This window comes from Micromonospora sp. NPDC004704 (assembly GCF_053601675.1).
The window spans coordinates 159,305-176,039 of record NZ_JBSGCD010000001.1; the positions used below are offsets into that span (position 1 = coordinate 159,305).

Annotated in this window: 15 protein-coding genes; 9 read left to right on the forward strand and 6 right to left on the reverse strand. The window is 71.4% G+C overall.

Annotated features, from left to right (window positions below):
• Positions 1-61: 61 nt before the first annotated feature.
• Positions 62-838 carry an HAD family hydrolase gene (locus ACWEFB_RS00755; RefSeq protein WP_452280884.1) on the reverse strand — a complete coding sequence of 259 codons (777 nt, stop codon included), beginning with the start codon at positions 836-838 and terminating at the stop codon, positions 62-64.
• An 86-nt stretch (positions 839-924) separates the two neighbouring features.
• On the opposite strand from ACWEFB_RS00755, the gene ACWEFB_RS00760 reads away from it, so the two are divergent.
• Positions 925-3,726 (forward strand): DEAD/DEAH box helicase, encoded by a 2,802-nt coding sequence (locus tag ACWEFB_RS00760; RefSeq protein ID WP_452280886.1) that lies wholly within the window; start codon positions 925-927, stop codon positions 3,724-3,726.
• A 182-nt stretch (positions 3,727-3,908) separates the two neighbouring features.
• Entirely contained in the window at positions 3,909-4,688 is a 780-nt protein-coding gene (locus ACWEFB_RS00765) for an MHYT domain-containing protein (protein ID WP_452280888.1), read from the forward strand.
• A 13-nt stretch (positions 4,689-4,701) separates the two neighbouring features.
• Here ACWEFB_RS00765 and ACWEFB_RS00770 read toward each other — a convergent pair whose 3' ends face one another.
• Both ACWEFB_RS00770 and ACWEFB_RS00775 read right to left on the reverse strand, forming a co-directional pair.
• Entirely contained in the window at positions 4,702-5,622 is a 921-nt protein-coding gene (locus tag ACWEFB_RS00770) for a 5'-3' exonuclease (RefSeq protein WP_326558559.1), read from the reverse strand.
• A 73-nt stretch (positions 5,623-5,695) separates the two neighbouring features.
• Entirely contained in the window at positions 5,696-6,676 is a 981-nt protein-coding gene (locus tag ACWEFB_RS00775) for an aldo/keto reductase (RefSeq protein WP_452281394.1), read from the reverse strand.
• 36 nt (positions 6,677-6,712) lie between these two features.
• Between ACWEFB_RS00775 and ACWEFB_RS00780 the strand changes: the two genes are divergently transcribed.
• The 7 genes from ACWEFB_RS00780 (at position 6,713) to ACWEFB_RS00810 (ending at position 12,868) form a co-directional block, all read left to right on the forward strand.
• Entirely contained in the window at positions 6,713-7,819 is a 1,107-nt protein-coding gene (locus ACWEFB_RS00780; protein WP_452280890.1) for a DUF4037 domain-containing protein, read from the forward strand.
• A gap of 45 nt (positions 7,820-7,864) precedes the next feature.
• On the forward strand, positions 7,865-8,977 hold the full coding sequence (locus ACWEFB_RS00785) for a M24 family metallopeptidase (RefSeq protein WP_452280892.1): 1,113 nt from the start codon (positions 7,865-7,867) through the stop codon (positions 8,975-8,977).
• Entirely contained in the window at positions 8,974-10,113 is a 1,140-nt protein-coding gene (locus ACWEFB_RS00790) for an acyl-CoA dehydrogenase family protein (protein ID WP_452280894.1), read from the forward strand. The genes ACWEFB_RS00785 and ACWEFB_RS00790 overlap by 4 nt, the downstream gene beginning before the upstream one ends.
• Before the next feature lie 53 nt (positions 10,114-10,166).
• A complete protein-coding gene (locus tag ACWEFB_RS00795; RefSeq protein WP_452280896.1) occupies positions 10,167-10,646 on the forward strand; it encodes an N-acetyltransferase family protein in 480 nt (159 codons plus the stop codon).
• Positions 10,647-10,777: 131 nt separating this feature from the next.
• A complete protein-coding gene (locus tag ACWEFB_RS00800; protein WP_452280898.1) occupies positions 10,778-11,713 on the forward strand; it encodes an oxidoreductase in 936 nt (311 codons plus the stop codon).
• 265 nt (positions 11,714-11,978) lie between these two features.
• Positions 11,979-12,119 (forward strand): MerR family transcriptional regulator, encoded by a 141-nt coding sequence (locus ACWEFB_RS00805; RefSeq protein ID WP_452280900.1) that lies wholly within the window; start codon positions 11,979-11,981, stop codon positions 12,117-12,119.
• Entirely contained in the window at positions 12,116-12,868 is a 753-nt protein-coding gene (locus tag ACWEFB_RS00810) for a MerR family transcriptional regulator (RefSeq protein ID WP_452280902.1), read from the forward strand. The genes ACWEFB_RS00805 and ACWEFB_RS00810 overlap by 4 nt, the downstream gene beginning before the upstream one ends.
• A gap of 8 nt (positions 12,869-12,876) precedes the next feature.
• On the opposite strand, the gene ACWEFB_RS00815 is transcribed toward ACWEFB_RS00810, so the two are convergent.
• The 3 genes from ACWEFB_RS00815 to ACWEFB_RS00825 all read right to left on the reverse strand — a co-directional run bounded on the left by ACWEFB_RS00815 (position 12,877) and on the right by ACWEFB_RS00825 (position 16,613).
• Positions 12,877-13,434 (reverse strand): GNAT family N-acetyltransferase, encoded by a 558-nt coding sequence (locus ACWEFB_RS00815; protein WP_452280904.1) that lies wholly within the window; start codon positions 13,432-13,434, stop codon positions 12,877-12,879.
• Positions 13,435-13,530: 96 nt separating this feature from the next.
• Complete coding sequence (locus ACWEFB_RS00820; protein WP_452280906.1) at positions 13,531-15,291, reverse strand: M28 family peptidase; 1,761 nt, start codon at positions 15,289-15,291, stop codon at positions 13,531-13,533.
• A gap of 371 nt (positions 15,292-15,662) precedes the next feature.
• Positions 15,663-16,613: a LysR family transcriptional regulator gene (locus ACWEFB_RS00825; RefSeq protein ID WP_452280908.1), complete on the reverse strand. Its 951-nt coding sequence runs from the start codon at positions 16,611-16,613 to the stop codon at positions 15,663-15,665.
• Positions 16,614-16,735: the final 122 nt, after the last annotated feature.

The window sequence follows — 16,735 nt, forward strand, 5'->3', positions numbered from 1 at the left end:
GCGTGACGGCGATCCGGAAGACCGCCGCCCGGTGGTCGCCACGTTCCACCAGCCCGGCTGCTCAGCCCCTGTCGTCGTGGATCGCCAGGTCGAGGACCGCGCCCAGACCGTTCGGTCGGCCGGCCTCCGCCGCTGGCAGCAGCAGCGCGGCGCATCCGGCGCGGACCGCTCCCGCGTCCGCCGGGCTGTCGCCGACCATCAGCGCACGCTCCGGGTCGACCCGCAAGGCACCGCAGGCGCGCAGGAAGATGTCCGGGTCGGGCTTGCAGCGGCCCACCTCGTACGACAGCACGTAGGCGTCGATCAGGTCGGCGAACCCCCAGGCGGTGAAGAACGGACGGATGTCGAAGCCGATGTTGCTGACCACCGCCACCGGCACCTTGGCCGACCGCAGGGACTGGAGCGTGGCGGCGGTGTCGGTGTACGGCACCCACCCCTCCGGCCGCAGCAGCCGCTCGTAGAGCGCCTCGGCCAGGCCCTCGACACCGGTGTTCACGGTCCCGGCGAGCCCCGTGTACGCGGCCCGGTGGGCGTACTCGTAGAGATCACGGTTGGCCCACACCTCGGCCAGTTGCGGCGGCACCCGGTTCGGCAGGGGCCCACCGGCCCGACCGGCGGTGATCAGCCGGTCGGCGAGCACCGTCGCCCGGCCCCGGTCCAGCGCTGTTCCGCACTCGGCCGCGCCGGCGACGACCCAGCTCACCGGGTCCTCCACCTGCGCGAGTGTGCCGTGGAAGTCGAACAGCACCGCGTCGACCGGCCGACGTGGCGGTGCCGGGAGCGTGTTGGCGGCTCCGCTCGGCGTACGGGGGTTGGGCGGTTCGGCATGGTCCGGCACGTCGTGCACCCTACCGACCGGGTCGGACCCGTCTGCTCGACGGCCTCGCCGCACGGGTGGTGCCGGCACGCATTAATCTTGACCCTATGTCGAGCCCCGCCGAGCGGTACGCAGCGGCGCGCCGCCGGGCCGCGCAGGTCACCATGTTTCCCGCGTTGGACGAGTTCGCCCTCGATCTGGGGTTCGACCTCGACGACTTCCAGCGTGAGGCGTGTCAGGCGCTGGAGCGCGGCAGCGGGGTGCTGGTCTGCGCCCCGACCGGTGCGGGCAAGACGGTCGTTGGTGAGTTCGCCGTACATCTGGCGCTGCGGGGTCGGCCGGCGGTCGACGGAGCGCCGGTGGCGGTCGAGCCGGCGCCGGTGCGCAAGTGCTTCTACACCACCCCGATCAAGGCGCTGTCGAACCAGAAGTACCACGACCTGGTCGACCGGTACGGCGCCGACCAGGTCGGCCTGCTCACCGGCGACAACGCGATCAACGGCGACGCCCCGGTGGTGGTGATGACCACCGAGGTCCTGCGCAACATGCTCTACGCCGGCTCCACCACCCTGGCCGGGCTGGCGTACGTGGTGATGGACGAGGTCCACTACCTCGCCGACCGGTTCCGGGGCGGGGTGTGGGAAGAGGTGATCATCCACCTCCCGGAGTCGGTGACCCTGGTGTCGCTGTCGGCCACCGTCTCCAACGCCGAGGAGTTCGCGGACTGGCTGGTCACCGTACGGGGCGAGACCGAGGTGGTGGTCAGCGAGCACCGACCCGTACCGCTCTGGCAGCACATGCTGGTCGGTCGACGCAACTTCGACCTGTTCCACGACGCCGACGCCGCCCGCAAGCACGACGTACACCCGGAACTGCTGCGGTACACCCGCGAGATGCTGCGCCGGCTGGAACTCGGCGACGGGCGTACGCACGGGCCGGGGTGGGGGCGCAGCGGTGGCCGGGGGCCACGGTGGCGCGGCCCGCTGCGGCACGAGATCGTCGAGCGGCTGGAACGCGAGGATCTGCTCCCGGCGATCCTGTTCATCTTCAGCCGGGCCGGTTGCGACGCGGCCGTGCAGCAGTGTCTGGCCGCCGGACTGCGCCTGACCACGCCGGAGGAGCGGACCGAGATCCGCCGGGTGGTGGAGTCGCGGATCACCACCCTCGCCGCCGAGGATCTCGCGGTGCTCGGCTACTGGGAGTGGCTCGACGGGCTGGAGCGCGGTCTGGCCAGCCATCACGCCGGCATGCTCCCCGCCTTCAAGGAGGTGGTCGAGGAGTTGTTCGTCCGTGGCCTGGTCAAGGCGGTCTTCGCCACCGAGACCCTGGCGCTGGGCATCAACATGCCGGCCCGGTGCGTGGTCCTGGAGCGGCTGGTGAAGTTCAACGGCGAGGCCCACGTGGACCTGACGCCGGGGGAGTACACCCAGCTCACCGGGCGGGCCGGGCGGCGGGGCATCGACGTCGAGGGGCACGCCGTCGTGGTCTGGTCGCCGGAGGTGGATCCCCGGCACGTGGCCGGGTTGGCGTCCACCCGGACCTACCCGCTGCGGTCGAGCTTCCGTCCGTCGTACAACATGGCGGTCAACCTGGTCGGCTCCGTGGGCGCGGAATCCGCCCGGGTGCTGCTGGAGTCCTCGTTCGCGCAGTTCCAGGCGGACCGATCGGTGGTCGGCCTGGCCCGGCAGGTGCAGCGCAACGTCGAGACGATCGAGGCGTACGGCGCGGAGGCGGAGTGCCACCACGGGAACTTCGACGAGTACTTCGCGCTCCGGTCGATGATCGGGGAGCGGGAACGGGCACTCAACCGGCAGGGCCAGACCCAGCGGCGCAACGCCGCGATCACCGCCCTGGAGCGGTTGCGGGTCGGTGACGTGATCCGGGTTCCGTCCGGGCGCCGGGCCGGGCTCGCGGTGGTGCTCGAACCGGGCGCACCGGGGTTCGGCGAGCCCCGACCCCTGGTGCTCACCCAGGACCGTTGGGCCGGCCGGATCACGCCGGCCGACTTCACCACCCCGGCCGAGGTGCTGGCCCGGATCAGGGTGCCGAAGAACTTCAACCACCGCTCGCAGGCCGCCCGCCGGGACCTGGGGGCGGCACTCAACGGGCTGGGCCTGGACCGGCACTCCCGGCGGGGCAGCCGGGGCCGAGGCAGCGGCGAGGACGACCGGCTCACCCAGTTGCGCGCCGAGCTGCGCCGGCACCCGTGCCACGCCTGCGCCGACCGGGAGGAGCACGCCCGCTGGGCGGAACGGCGCCGCCGGCTGGAGCGGGACACCGACGAGCTGCGGGAGCGGGTGGCGGGCCGTACCGGTTCGCTGGCGCGTACCTTCGACCGGATCTGCGGGCTGCTGGCCTCGCGCGGGTATCTCACCCCCGGAGGTGAGGTGACCGACGCCGGCCGGATGCTCGGTCGGATCTGGACCGAGGCGGACCTGCTGGTCGCCGAGTGCCTGCGCCGGGGGCTCTGGGACGGGCTGGCCCCGGCCGAGTTGGCGGCCGCGGTCTCGGTGGTGGTGTTCGAGGCCCGGCGGGATGCCGAGGAGCGGGCCTCGGTACCCCGTGGCGGCGTCTCCGACGCGGTCGAGGCGACCCTGCAGATCTGGGCCGAGTTGGAGGCCGACGAGGCCGCCCAGGGGCTGGAGTCGACGCGGGAGCCGGATCTGGGGTTCGTCTGGCCGATCTACCGGTGGGCCCGGGGTGAGGCGCTGACCAAGGTGCTGGGCAGCGGGCACAATCTCGACGGGGACATGCCGGCCGGGGACTTCGTCCGGTGGACCCGGCAGGTGGTCGACCTGCTCGGTCAGCTCTCCAACGCCAACGGCGCGAGCGCCGACCTGCGGGCCACGGCCCGGCAGGCGATGGTGGCGATAAACCGAGGAGTTCTCGCGTATCACGCGACGGCCTGAATCTGCGATCAGCTTCCCGGTCACGCTCGGCGACCTTTGGCCGGTCCTGCCTGCACGGCTCGGCATATTCTCGATCTCTGCCCGATCTGTGCGATCTTGAAGTTGCGCCTGGCCACCTCGTTGATCATCCTGCCTCAGGGGGACCTTTAACGAGCTGGAAACAACGTGGCTTAGGGGCGATCATGGCCGAGATTCATCACTTTGAGTACGGGTGGTTGACCCCCTCGGCGAGCTACCTGCTCGCGGTGCTCGGTTCCGCACTCGGCCTGACCTGCACCGTACGGGTGCGCCAGGCGCCGAACTCACGGCAACGCGCCTGGTGGCTGATCCTGGCCGCCTGGGCGATCGGTGGAACGGCGATCTGGACCATGCACTTCATGGCGATGCTCGGCTTCGCCGTGGTCGGCACCCGGATCCGCTACGACATCGGCATCACCGTGGCCAGCGCCGCGCTCGCCATCGTGACCGTCGGGATCGGACTGTTCATCGTCGGCATGGGCCGGGCGACCGTCCCGAAGATCCTCGCCGGTGGTCTGCTCACCGGCCTGGGCGTGGCGGCGATGCACTACGTCGGCATGACCGCGATGCACCTCAACGGACAGGTCGACTACGCCACCGGCCCGGTCATCGCCTCGGTGGTCATCGCCGTGGTCGCCGCGACCGTGGCGCTCTGGCTCGCCGTGACCGTACGCAGCCCGCTGGCCATCGTCGGCTCCGCGCTGGTGATGGGCATCGCGGTCAGCGGCATGCACTACACCGGCATGTCCGCGATGTCGGTGCACCTGCACGACAACGCCACTGCCGCCCTGCCCGGTGCGACCGTGTCGACCCTGCTGCTGCCGATCGTGCTCACCGTCGTCTTCGGCGTGGTCGCACTGGTCTACGCGGTGCTCGCCGCCCCCAACGAGGAGGACCGGGCCGCGGTGGCGTACCTGAACGCCCGGATGGCCGAGCGGCCCTGATCCCGGTCCGGGCTCAGCGATCCGCCGCCATGGCGTCGACCAGGCGGCGGCAGGACCCGGCCAGGTTCCACTTCTCGGCCAGCGCGAACAACCGCTCCGGGTCCGCCGGGTCCGTCCGCAGCCGGGTGTCGAGGGCGGGCAGCGGCACGTCCAGTGCCACGCGTACGACCTGCGGGGCGACCGCGAGGTAGTCGTGGGCGGCGACGAGCTTCGTACGCAGCCCGGGTGCGAAACCGGATCCGGGCTCGTCGAGCGCGGCGAGGATGCCGTCCAGGCTGCCGTACCGGTCGATCAACCGAGCGGCGGTCTTCTCACCCACCCCGGCGACCCCGGGCAGGCCGTCACTCGGGTCACCGCGCAGCGCGGCGAAGTCCGCGTACCCGGCGGCGGGCACGCCGTACTTGGCGCGTACCGCCGCGTCGTCGCAGTCCTCCAGCTTGGCCACGCCCCGGCCGCAGTAGAGCAGCCGCACCCCTCGGTCGTCGTCGATGAGCTGGAACAGGTCCCGGTCACCGGAGGCCACCTCGACCGGGCCGGGCTGGGTGGCGGACAGGGTGCCGAGCACGTCGTCGGCCTCGTACCCGTCCGCGCCGATCGCCGGGATCCCGATCGCCGCCAGCACCTCCAGCAGCAGTGGCACCTGCGGGGCCAGGGTGTCCGGTACCACCTCGCCGCCGGCCGGCGCGACCCGGTGCGCCTTGTACGACGGCAGCAGCGCCACCCGGAAAGCCGGCCGCCAGTCGTAGTCCAGCGCGCAGACCAGCCGGTCCGGCCGGCGGCTGCGGATCAGCGAGGCGATCATGTCCAGGAAGCCCCGGACGGCGTTGACCGGGCTGCCATCGGGAGCCCGCGCGGCGGACTCCGGGATGCCGAAGTAGGCCCGGAAGTAGAGGCTGGGAGCGTCGACGAGGAGCAGGGGGCGTCGGTCGGTCACACCCGACAGCCTGGCACAGTCGCGGCCCGCGCCGGAGCCGACGCCCCGGCACGGGCCACGACGGGCCGTACGCTCAGGAATGTCCCCGGACCGGGTGCGGCCGGTAGGGAGCCTCCAACGCCGCCCGCTCGTCGTCGTCGAGCCCGACCCCGACCGCCGCGACCGCGTCCTCGATGTGGCCGGGCTTGGTCGCACCGACGATCGGGGCGGTGACCGCCGGCTGGTGCAACAGCCAGGCGAGGGCCACCTGCGCCGGTGGCAGACCGCGCCGGTCGGCGACCCGGCCGACCGCGTCGACCACGGCGAAGTCCGACTCGTCGTAGAGCGAGTCGGCGAAGGTGTCCGAGTGGGCCCGGGTGGTACGCCGTTCGCCGCCCCGGCTGCGGGTGCCGGCGAGCACCCCTCGGGCCAGCGGGCTCCACGGGATGACCCCGATCCCCTGGTCGAGGCAGAGCGGCAGCATCTCCCGCTCCTCCTCCCGGTAGACCAGGTTGTAGTGCGGCTGCATCGAGCTGAACGGGGTCCAGCCGTTGACCCGGGCGACGTGCTGGGCCTTGGCGAACTGCCAGGCGTACATGCTCGAGGCGCCGAGGTAACGGGCCTTGCCGGCCCGGACCACGTCGTGCAACGCCGACATGGTCTCCTCGATCGGGGTGTCGTAGTCCCACCGGTGGGTCTGGTAGAGGTCGACGTGGTCGGTGCCGAGCCGGCGCAGCGAGTCGTCGATCGAGGCGAGGATGTGCTTGCGGGACAGGCCCCGGTCGTTCGGCCCGTCACCCATCTGGTTGTAGACCTTGGTGGCCAGCACGTAGTCGTCGCGGCGGTCGAAGAGCGTACGCAGCAGCTTGCCGGTGACCTCCTCGCTGGCGCCGAGGGAGTAGACGTCGGCGGTGTCGAAGAAGGTGACGCCCAGTTCGACCGCGCGCCGGACCAGCGGTTCGGCGCCGTTCTCGTCGAGCACCCAGTCCCGCCAGGTCGGCGAACCGTAGCTCATCATCCCCAGACAGACCCGCGACACCCGCAGGCCGGTGCCACCGAGCCGTACGTATTCCATTGTCATGACGGCGAGCCTATGCGGCAGGCTGTGGTCATGGACTTCGTGCCCGGACTGGTGCTGTGCCGCCGTTTCCACGATGAGGTCGTCGGCCCGATCATGCGGCGCCACCTCCCCGGCCTGCGGTACGCGGCGGGGCGCCTGGACACCGGTTCGGAGCTGCTCGGACTGGACACCGTACGTTCGGTCGACCACGACTGGGGGCCGCGCCTGCAGGTGTTCGTCGGACCCGACGACACGCACCGGACGGCCGAGATCATCGCGACGGTGGATGCGCACCTGCCCGCATCCTTCCTCGGTTATCCGACCCGGTTCGCCGGCCACCCCGACCCCGGACTCGGCGGGCTCGGGGTGCTCGCGGCCGACGGTGACCGGCACGGTGTCCAGGTGCTGGGGCTGTCCGACTGGCTGTCGGCCGCGCTCGGCTTCGACCCCCGGTCCGGGGTCACCGTCGCGGACTGGTTGGCCGTGCCGACCCAGCGCCTGGCCGAGGTCACCGGTGGTGCGGTGTTCCACGACGACCTCGACGGTGCCCTCGCCCGGGTCCGTACGGCCCTGGACTGGTACCCCGACGACGTCTGGCGGTACGTGCTGGCGGCCCAGTGGACCCGGATCGCGCAGGAGGAGCACTTCGTCGGCCGCTGCGCGGAGGTGGGCGATGAACTGGGTTCGCTGGTGGTGACCGGACGGATCGCCCGCGACCTGATGCGGCTCTGCCTGCTCCTGCGGCGTCGCTACCCGCCGTACGGCAAGTGGCTCGGCAGCCAGTTCGCCCGGTTGCCCGGCGCGGCACCGATCGCCGCGGACCTGGGGACGGCACTCGGCCTCGGCGTCCCGGCCGGGATCACCGGCGCGGCGGCGCGGGAGGCGGGGCTGGCCCGTGCCCTGACGGCGGCGGCGGTCTGGAGCAACGAGACGGGGCTGGCCGAGGCGATGGACCCGACCGTACGGCCGTTCCACAGCCGGCCGTTCCTCGTGTTGGACGCCGGGCGGTTCGCCGGCAGCCTGCGGGCGGCGTTGACCGATCCCGGGTTGCGTGCCCGTCCGCCGGTCGGCGCGGTGGACCAGTTCGTCGACAGCACCGACGTGCTCGGGCATGCCGACCGCTCGGCAGCGGTGTCCGGAGCCCTCCACCGGATGTGACCCTAGGGTGACCCCCCTCACCCGAACGACCGTTAAGCTAGCGGTGTGTGCATAGACGACCTCTACCCACCGCAGCGGCTGGCCGCCGCCCAACGGGCCACCGCCCGGGCCGGCCTGGACGCGCTGCTGATCACCCCCGGCTCCGACCTGCGTTACCTCACCGGCTACCACGCGCACGCGCAGGAGCGGCTCACCTGCCTGGTGCTGCCCGCCCAGGGCGAGCCGACGCTGGTCGTACCGGCCCTGGAGCGGCCGGCGGCCGAGGCGTCCCCGGCACCCGGCACCGGCGTACGGATCGTCGAACACACCGACGGTACCGACCCGTACCCGCTGGTCGTGGCCGCGCTCGGCGGGCCCGTCGGCAACGTGGGCCTGGGTAACCGGATGTGGGCCGAGCAGGTCCTGGCCCTGCGGGACGTGCTGCCCGGCGCTACCCAGCGCCTGGCCGGCGAGGTGCTGCGCGAGCTGCGGCTGCGCAAGTCGCCGGCCGAGGTGGCCGCGCTGCGCGAGGCCGGCGCGGCGATCGACTCGGTACACGCCCGGATGGGGGAGTGGCTGCGGCCGGGGCGGACCGAGGCCGAGGTCGGCGCCGACATCGCCGGCGCGATCCGGGCGGCCGGTCACGCGACCGTGGACTTCGTCATCGTCGCCGCCGGGGAGAACGGCGCCAGCCCGCACCACGCCACCTCGGAGCGCCGGATCGCCCCCGGTGACCCGGTGGTGGTCGACATCGGCGGCACGATGCCCACCGGCTACTGCTCCGACGCGACCCGCACCTACGTCGTCGGGGACGCGCCGGCGGACTTCGCCGACTACTACCGGGTCCTGTACGCCGCCCAGCGTGCCGCCGTCGCCGCCGTCCGTCCCGGCGTACCGGCCGAGGCGGTCGACGCCGCCGCCCGCGACCTGATCACCGAGGCCGGGTACGGCCCGGAGTTCCTGCACCGCACCGGCCACGGCATCGGTCTGGACGGGCACGAGGACCCCTACCTGGTCACCGGCAACGGCCGGGCACTGGAACCGGGCATGGCCTTCTCCATCGAACCGGGCATCTACCGGGCCGGGCGCCACGGCGCCCGGATCGAGGACATCGTCGTCTGCACCGTGGACGGCGTCGAACGACTCAACACCATCCCGACGGAGCTGGTGCAGCTATGACGGTCGACCGCATCCTCCCGACCGGAGAGGCGTACGAGCTGCTCGAGCTCGTCACCGAGATGGCCGACCGCGAACTCGCCCCCCGCGCCGCCGACTTCGAGGCCCGCGGCGAGTTCCCCCGCGAGGTGCTGCGCACCCTCGGGCGCAGTGGCCTGCTCGGCCTGCCCTACCCGCAGGAGTACGGCGGGTCCGAGCAGCCGTACGAGGTCTACCTGCAGGCGTTGGAGATCCTCGCCAGCCGGTGGCTCGCGGTCGCCGAGGCGGTCAGCGTGCACACCCTCTCCTGCTACCCGACCGCCGCGTACGGCACCGAACAGCAGCGCAATCTCCTGCCGGACCTGCTCGGCGGGGAACTGCTCGGTGCGTACTGCCTCTCCGAGCCGCAGGGCGGTTCGGACGCCGCCTCGCTGACCACCCGGGCGGTCCGCGACGGCGAGCACTACCGGGTCACCGGAACCAAGGCGTGGATCACCCACGCCGCGACCGCCGACTTCTACAACGTCTTCTGCCGGACCGGCGGTCCGGGCGCCGGCGGCATCTCCTGCCTGCTCGCACCCGCCCGTACCACCGGGATCGAACCGCAGCGCGCGGAACGGACGATGGGACTGCGGTCCTCCCCGGTCGCCCAGATCGTCTTCGACGACGCCCGGGTGCCGGCCGACCGGCTGATCGGGGAGGAGGGCGACGGTTTCCGGATCGCCATGGCCGCGCTCGACTCGGGGCGCCTCGGCATCGCCGCCTGCGCGGTCGGGCTGGCTCAGGGCGCCCTGGACTACGCCGTCGCGTACGCCCGCGAGCGGCAGCAGTTCGGCCGCTCCATCATCGACTTCCAGGGGCTCGGCTTCATGCTCGCCGACATGGCCACCCAGGTGGCTGCGGCGCGGGCGTTGACGCTGGCGGCGGCCCGACTGCGTGACGCGGGGCGGCCGTACCGGATCGAGGCGGCCAAGGCCAAGCTCTTCGCCACCGACACCGCGATGCGGGTGACCACCGACGCGGTGCAGGTGCTCGGCGGCGCCGGCTACGTCGCCGACCACCCGGTCGAGCGCTACTTCCGGGAGGCGAAGGTGTTGCAGATCGTCGAGGGCACCAACCAGATCCAGCGGATGGTGATCGCCCGCTCGTTCTCCCGTTAGTCGCGGGCGGAGCGGCACCGCTGCGGCGTCGAGGGCGCTTGTAGGATCGACCGGTGTCAGCCGTCAGCCTCCGGTCCGCCACGCCCGCCGATGCCGAGGCGGTCGCCAGGGTGTGGTGGGACGGGTGGCGCGACGGCCACGTCGGTCACGTGCCTGAGGCGCTCGTCGCCGTCCGTACGCCGGAGTCGTTCCGCGTACGGGCAGCCGGGCGCGTCGCGGACACGGTGGTGGCCGAGGTGGCCGGCCAGCTTGCCGGTTTTGTGATGGTGCTCGGCGACGAGGTCGAGCAGGTGTTCGTGTCGGCGGGCCATCGCGGGTCAGGTGTGGCCACGTTGCTGCTTGCCGAGGCCGAGCGACTTGTTGCCGGCTCCGGTGCGGGTCGGGCCTGGCTGGCCGTGGTCGACGGCAACACACGGGCCCGGCGGTTCTACGAGCGGTGCGGGTGGGTCGACGACGGCCCGCTCGACTATGCGGCCGAGGTGTCGGGCGGCACGATCGCGGTGCCGGTTCGCCGTTACGTCAAGACACTCTGAACCCGCCCACACCGAGCACAGGCGACCTGAGCGTGGTGTCGCGGTAGCTCCGGCTCCGTCGAGGGTTGGGGCCAGCGGGCGCGCTCACCGGCCGGTGGACACCTGTCGCCGAGAACGTCATGCTGGAGCGCATGGATGAGAGTAAATGGACTGTTGGTCGTATTCCCGATCAGACCGGGCGGACCTTCATCGTCACCGGGGCCAACAGCGGTCTCGGTCTGGCCACGTCCAGACAGCTTGCCCGACGCGGGGCCCACGTCATCATGGCGGTGCGCAACGAGACCAAGGGTAGGCAGGCCATTGCCGATCTCACCGCCGCGCAGCCGGACGCCAGCCTGGAACTGCGCCACCTCGACCTCGCCGATCTCGACTCGGTACGGGCGTTCGCCGACCGGTTCCACGGCGACGGGGTACCGGTCGACGTACTGGTCAACAACGCCGGCGTGATGATGCCGCCGCGCGCGCTCAGCCCCCAGGGCCACGAGATCCAGTTCGCCGGCAACCACCTCGGCCACTTCGCACTCACCGGCCTGCTGCTGGACGTCCTCCAGCGGGGAAACGACCCGCGGGTGGTGACCGTCAGCTCGGGCATGCACCGGCGCGGCCACATCCACTTCGACGACCTGACCGGCGCCCGCAGGTATTCGCCGACCGCGTTCTACTGCCAGTCCAAGTTCGCCAACGTCCTGTTCGGGCTGGAGCTCGACCGGCGCCTGCGGGCAGCCGCCAGTCCCGTACGCAGCCTGCTGGCCCACCCCGGTTACGCCGTCACCAACCTGCAGAGCAGCGGGCCGACGGGCGTGATGAAACTGCTGCTGACGAGCCTGGGTAACCGGCTGCTCGCCCAGGACGCCGAGATGGGGGCGCTACCGCAGTTGTACGCGGCCACCGATCCGCTCGCCGAAGGCGGCCAGTTCATCGGTCCCGACGGTCAGGGTGAGTACAAGGGATATCCGACGACGGTCCGTCCGGTCGCGTCCGCCGAAGACCCGGCCACGGCCGCGCGACTGTGGGCGCTCTCCGAGGAGTTGACCAACGTCCGTTATGACCTGCCCGCCGCCGTCTGACGCAGAGGTGTTCCTGCGCCGGTCGGTCAGGTCCGCAACCGCAGGCGCCTCGGGCGTGGCGGTGGCCGTCCGCCCTTCTTCGACCGCGAGGACTACAAGGCCCGGCACGCGGTCGAATGCGGGATCAGCCGTCTCAAGCAGCACCAGGCCCCGTGGCGACCCGCTTCGACAAACATGGGGTTGCACCTTCCGTAGCGGCATGTGGTCCAGTGGACTTACGTCCCGATCACTTGAGGAAGGGTCCTTGCTCATGCATTCGTCTTTCATGCCACCCCGCCAAGTCAAGATCGGTGACGCGGCGGCCTTCGCCGGCAGCACGCCACGGGCGATTCGCCATTACCACGAGATCGGCCTGCTCCCCGAGCCTGAGCGGGGCGGCGATGACCGACGCGGTACGAGGACATGATCCGCCTGCTGTGGATTCGCAAGATGGCCGACGCCGGGATCGCCCTGGACGACATCCGTGACTCCTTTACCACCGGCACGGCTTCCGCCGGTGCGGACAGCGGAGACGGTATCGCGGGCATTCTGGAGCGGTTGGAGGAAACCCTCGCCGAGCAGGAGGCGGAATCGCGGCGGCAGCGGACCGCCGTGCAGCGGATGCGCACCGAAGGCAGCCGGATGGGCCTGCTCTCCGACTTCGTGACCGAACGCCTCAAGAGCCTGCCCGAGGGCTCCCTGCGCCAGGCGGACCTGGACAGTCTGCTGGTCACTGAGCGGATCTTCGGCCCGCTCGGCGCGGCCGTCCAGGCCACCCGCTTCGTCGTCCTGGCCACGCATCCCACTCTGCGGGAGGAATCCGACCGCATCGATGACGCCGAGGAGGCACTCGATGACAACGTCGCCGTCGATGATCCACGGGTGGTTCAAGTGGCCGTCGAGCGGCACGCCTTCGAAAGGGCCCTGCAGGCCGTCATCGAGGCGTCCGGCCTGGGGAAGGACGACGATGCCCTCTTCGACACCTGGGAAACTTTGCACCCCGCTACCGCCGATGACGGCGAGGACGAGGCCGACCTCAGCTCTGACAGGCGGGAGGCTGACGCCATGAGCGCGTTCGAAGCCACCGGCAAGATGCCCTACGACGTCTCCCCAGCCCGCCTGCGCTGTATGGAACTGGTCGAAGAACTCTCCGCCCAAGACTCACCCGCTACCTAAAACACGGCCTAGCGGCTCCCGGCGTCCACTTCGTAGATGACCTCCAGGCCGTCCTCGTCGTCCCACTGCTCGCCGACCTCGGCGAAGCCGTACTGCAGTGCCAGGGTCCGAGAGGCGACGTTGTCGGGGCTGATCGTCACCCGGACCGTGCGTACCCGAGGTTCGTGGGCGGCCCGCTCCAGCAGGAACTCCAGGGCGGCGCGGGCGTAACCGCGTCGTCGGTACGCCGGGTCGACCGCATAGCCGATCTCGACCATCCCCGACGGATCCGGAGGTCCGTGGTAGCCGGCCCGGCCGACCGCCACCCGCTGCCGCTCGTCCCACACGACACCCGTGACCCACGCCGCGCTGGCCGGATCCTCCTCGACCTGCCTGCTGCGCCGACGCCACGTCCCCCGCCACTCGGGGCCGGCGAAGTACGCCGAGAGGGGCACCGGGCTCGCCGCGTTCGCGGCCTCCAGGTTGCCGTCGGCTAGGGCACGGAACACCGGCGCCGTCAGATGGACGATGCGCACCTGCTGGGGTGGACGCTGTCCGGGCCGGTCGACCTGATCCTCGGGTTGCACCCGGTAAGCATGTCAGGCGGGCCCGTCGGCGGCGGTGGGGCTGGTGGAGGTGGAGCGTCGGGGTGGGACGGGCCACGCCCGTCCCACCCCGGCAGGTCAGCTCGCCTGCAACGTCACGTCGTCGACGACGAAGCTGGTCTGGAGGGAGGAGTCCTCGGTGCCGGTGAACCTCAGGGTGACGGTCTGGCCGGCGTACGCGCCCGCGTTGAACGTCCTGAGCTGGTAACCGGCCGCCTTGTTCAGGTTGGAGTAGGTGGCCAGGGTCGTGCTGCCCACCTGGACCGTGAGCCGGTCGTACGCGGTGGACGTGGTGGTCTCGGCGGTGTCGATGTGCAGGTAGAACGAGAGGGTGTACGTCGAGCACCCGGCCGGCACGGTCACCGACTGGGTCAGGGTCTCGGTACGGGTGGTGCCGTTGCCACCGAGCCACGCCTTGTACGAGCCGCCGTGCGCCGGCTGGCTGGCCGAGTTGGTGATCACTCCGGTGGTGGCGGTCCACGGGGTGGTGCCGCTCTCGAAGCCACTGTTCCCGATGACCTGCCCGCCGCTGCAACTGCCGCCACCGGTCACGGTGACGGTGTACGTGGCGGTGCGGGTGACCGAGCCGGTTCCGGTGACCGTGATCGTGTGCGTACCCGTGGTCGCACTGGCGGAGGCGGCGACGGTCAGGGTGGCGGACGCGCCGGAGGTGAGTGAGGACGGGCTGAACGACACCGTCACGCCGGAGGGCGCGCCGGTGGCGGACAGGCTGACCGTCTGCGCGCTACCGGCGGTGGTGGCCGTCGAAACGGTGGCGGTGGTCGAGCCGCCCCGGGCGACGCTGCCGGAGGTCGGGCTGACCGCGACTGAGAAGTCGTTGGTCGGGGTGCCGGTGCCGGTGGCGAGCTGCCAGATCGCGTACGCGACGCCGTCCGCGCTGCGGTTGAGGACGGTGGCGCTGACGTTGCTGGTGGTGTCGCAGGCGCGGTGGTAGCAGGGGTCGTACGCCGATCCGGACGTGCCGCCCCACTTGCTGGCCTGCGCGGCGGTCTTGCGGGCGCTGGCGCCGGCCGCGTATCCCGAGGTGGGGATGCCGCCCTGCTGGAAGGAGTAGTCGTCGGAGCGGCCCTGCCCCTCCACGTTCTCCTCCGGCTGGAGCCCGAGCGAGTCCCAGTACGCCTTCAGCGGAGCCGCGGTGGTCGAGGTGATCCGGTTGATGAAGTACCCACCGTTGGTCGAGCCGACCATGTCGAAGTTGTAGTACCCCTTGATGTAGCCCCGCTGCGTCGCCGTGAGCGAGCGGACGTAGAAGTCGGAGCCGTTGAGGCCCTGCTCCTCGTCGGTCCACCAGGCGAACCGGACCCGCTTGGTCATGGTCGGGTTCTGCTGGGCCAGTACCAGTGCGTTCTCCAGCAGCGACGCCGAGCCGGTGGCGTTGTCGTTGATGCCCGGGCCGGCCGAGACACCGTCGAGGTGGGAACCGAACATGACCACCTGGTCGGCCGGTCCGCCGGGCCACTCGGCGATCAGGTTGTTCGACGGGTAGGTGCAGTCCGTGCAGCGCTGCTCGGTGACCGTGTAGCCGGCGGACTGGAGCCTGCTCTTCACGTAGGCGACCGACGCGGTGTATCCGGCGGATCCGGCCCGCCGGTTGCCGCCGTTCGAGGTGGCGATGCTGTTGAACTGTGTCAGGTGCGCCTGGACGTTCGCCACCGAGATGTCCGGTGCCGCGGCGAGCGAGGCAGCGGGCGGGGCGATCGCGGGCGTACCGGCCACGGACGGGGGTGGTGACGCGGACACCGGCTGGGCGGTGAGCGTCACCGTCATCCCGGTGAAGACAGCGAGCGCGACGCCCGTTATCAGGGTTTTGCGTCTCATGAAGACTCCTCGGTGGGGGTCGGCGGACGGTCCACCCGGTGGGGCCGGAGTCCGTCGGTTCGGGCGGGGGCAGGGGGTGCCGCGGCTCCGGTGGGGGTCGCGGCGACCACCGGAGGAGACACTTGCATGCGTCGATGTATTAGGTCAACGGCCATCCGGCGCGATCCACGCCGCGACAGCGGCGGCACGGTCGGGACGGGTGCCGTCGCGGTCGGGACACGTGTACGGGGCAGCGCCCGTCCCCATCGACCGGCGGGCCAACACCGCTGGTCGCAGCCCCGATGCTGTCCCTACGACCCGCCTCGTGGCGAACACCTCCCGGGCCCTCATCCCGCCGAACAGAGGAGGAATGAGGTATGGAGGCGGAGCAACTACGACGTCGGGGCCGGGTGGTGCGCCCACCTCGGCATCCACACCCTCTCGTCGGGTGTGTCCACTCGACGGGAACCCAGGTGGTCGCGGAGTTTGCCGAGCGCGGGATGCGGGTTGTCGTCGCGCCAGATCAGTGACATCGGGTAGATGGGTGCGGGATCGCGTACCGGGATGCGCCGCAGGTCGTAGCTGTCCGGCCACAGGTAGCGCGTGCGTTCGCCGGCCAACGTCGCCAGTTCCGAGGAGTCGGCGATCTCGGCCAGCAGCGCCTCGTTTCCGAAGACCGGCCCGACCACGTCGATGGTGAGGCCGAACGCGGCGGCCAGTTCGTCGTAGTAGCTGGCCCATTCGGTGCCGGGGACCATGCCGGGCATCCAGATGCGGTGTGCGGCGAGCTGTGCGGGCGTGACGGCGCGGGCGTTGGCGAGCGCATGGCGTGGCCCGACGAGTAACTCGTGGTGTTCGTCGATCACGCGTACGGTCCTGATCGCGTCCGGCAGTTGGCGCGCGGGAACGGTGACGGCGTGAAAGGTGGCGTCGATCGTCCCCGCCTCGACGGCGGCGGTCGCGGCGTGGACGTCGGCGTCGAGGGTCACGACATCCAGCTCGATCTGCGGATGCGTACGGTGGAAGTCCTGCAGCAGCACCGCCGGCGCGGTCCGTCGACTGTGGACGTCGACGCGGAGGGCGCGCCGACCGGGGCGTACGGATGCGTCGGCCCGCGCCTCCATCCGGAGCAGTTCCCGGGCATGGGGCAGGAACGCCTGGCCGTCGATCGTGAGCTGGGCGCCGCGAGCCGTGCGGGTGAACAGCCGTACCTCCAGATCCTTCTCCAGTGCGGCGATGCGCTTGGACACGGCCTGCTGGGTGATCGACAGCGCGACGGCCGCGTCCTGGAACTGGCCGGCATCCGCGGCGGCGACGAAGGTACGGACGGCATCGAGATCCACGGGCCACACCCTAGCGTCACAACTTTCGGTTGTGGCTCGCCGCCGGTGCAGTTGTTTGATCCGCTCATCTCGCCCTTGCTTTGATCGCCCCGATCAACAGCGGGTTGTTCCAAGCGGGAGGG